Annotated in this window: 1 protein-coding gene; it reads left to right on the forward strand. The window is 68.7% G+C overall.

Translation table 11 applies throughout. The features are described 5' to 3' along the window. Positions 1–307 (forward strand): VWA domain-containing protein (locus SB725_RS30610; RefSeq protein WP_410923102.1); only part of this gene is annotated, 307 nt, incomplete at both ends.

Below are 307 nucleotides of genomic sequence, written 5' to 3' on the forward strand. Positions count from 1 at the left end.
CGCGTGGAAGAAAACCGCCAACGCCCGGCCGACCCGCTGGTGATCCTGCTTGAACTGACCCCACAGATGCTCGCCGAGGACAGCCCACCCAACCGCCTGGAGCAGGCCCGGCGCAAGGTCCTCGACCTGCTCGAACACCGCCACGATAGCCAGACCGCACTGATCGTCTACGCAGGGTCCGCCCACACCCTGGTGCCGCTGTCCGATGACCTGGCCACCAGCCGCAACCTGCTGGACGCCCTCAAGCCGTCGATCATGCCCCAGGCCGGCCAGCGCGCCGACCTGGCCCTGCTCAAGGCCCTGAAGC

The organism is Pseudomonas sp. SIMBA_041 (genome assembly GCF_046535095.1).
Taxonomy (GTDB): Bacteria; Pseudomonadota; Gammaproteobacteria; order Pseudomonadales; family Pseudomonadaceae; genus Aquipseudomonas; species Aquipseudomonas mucoides.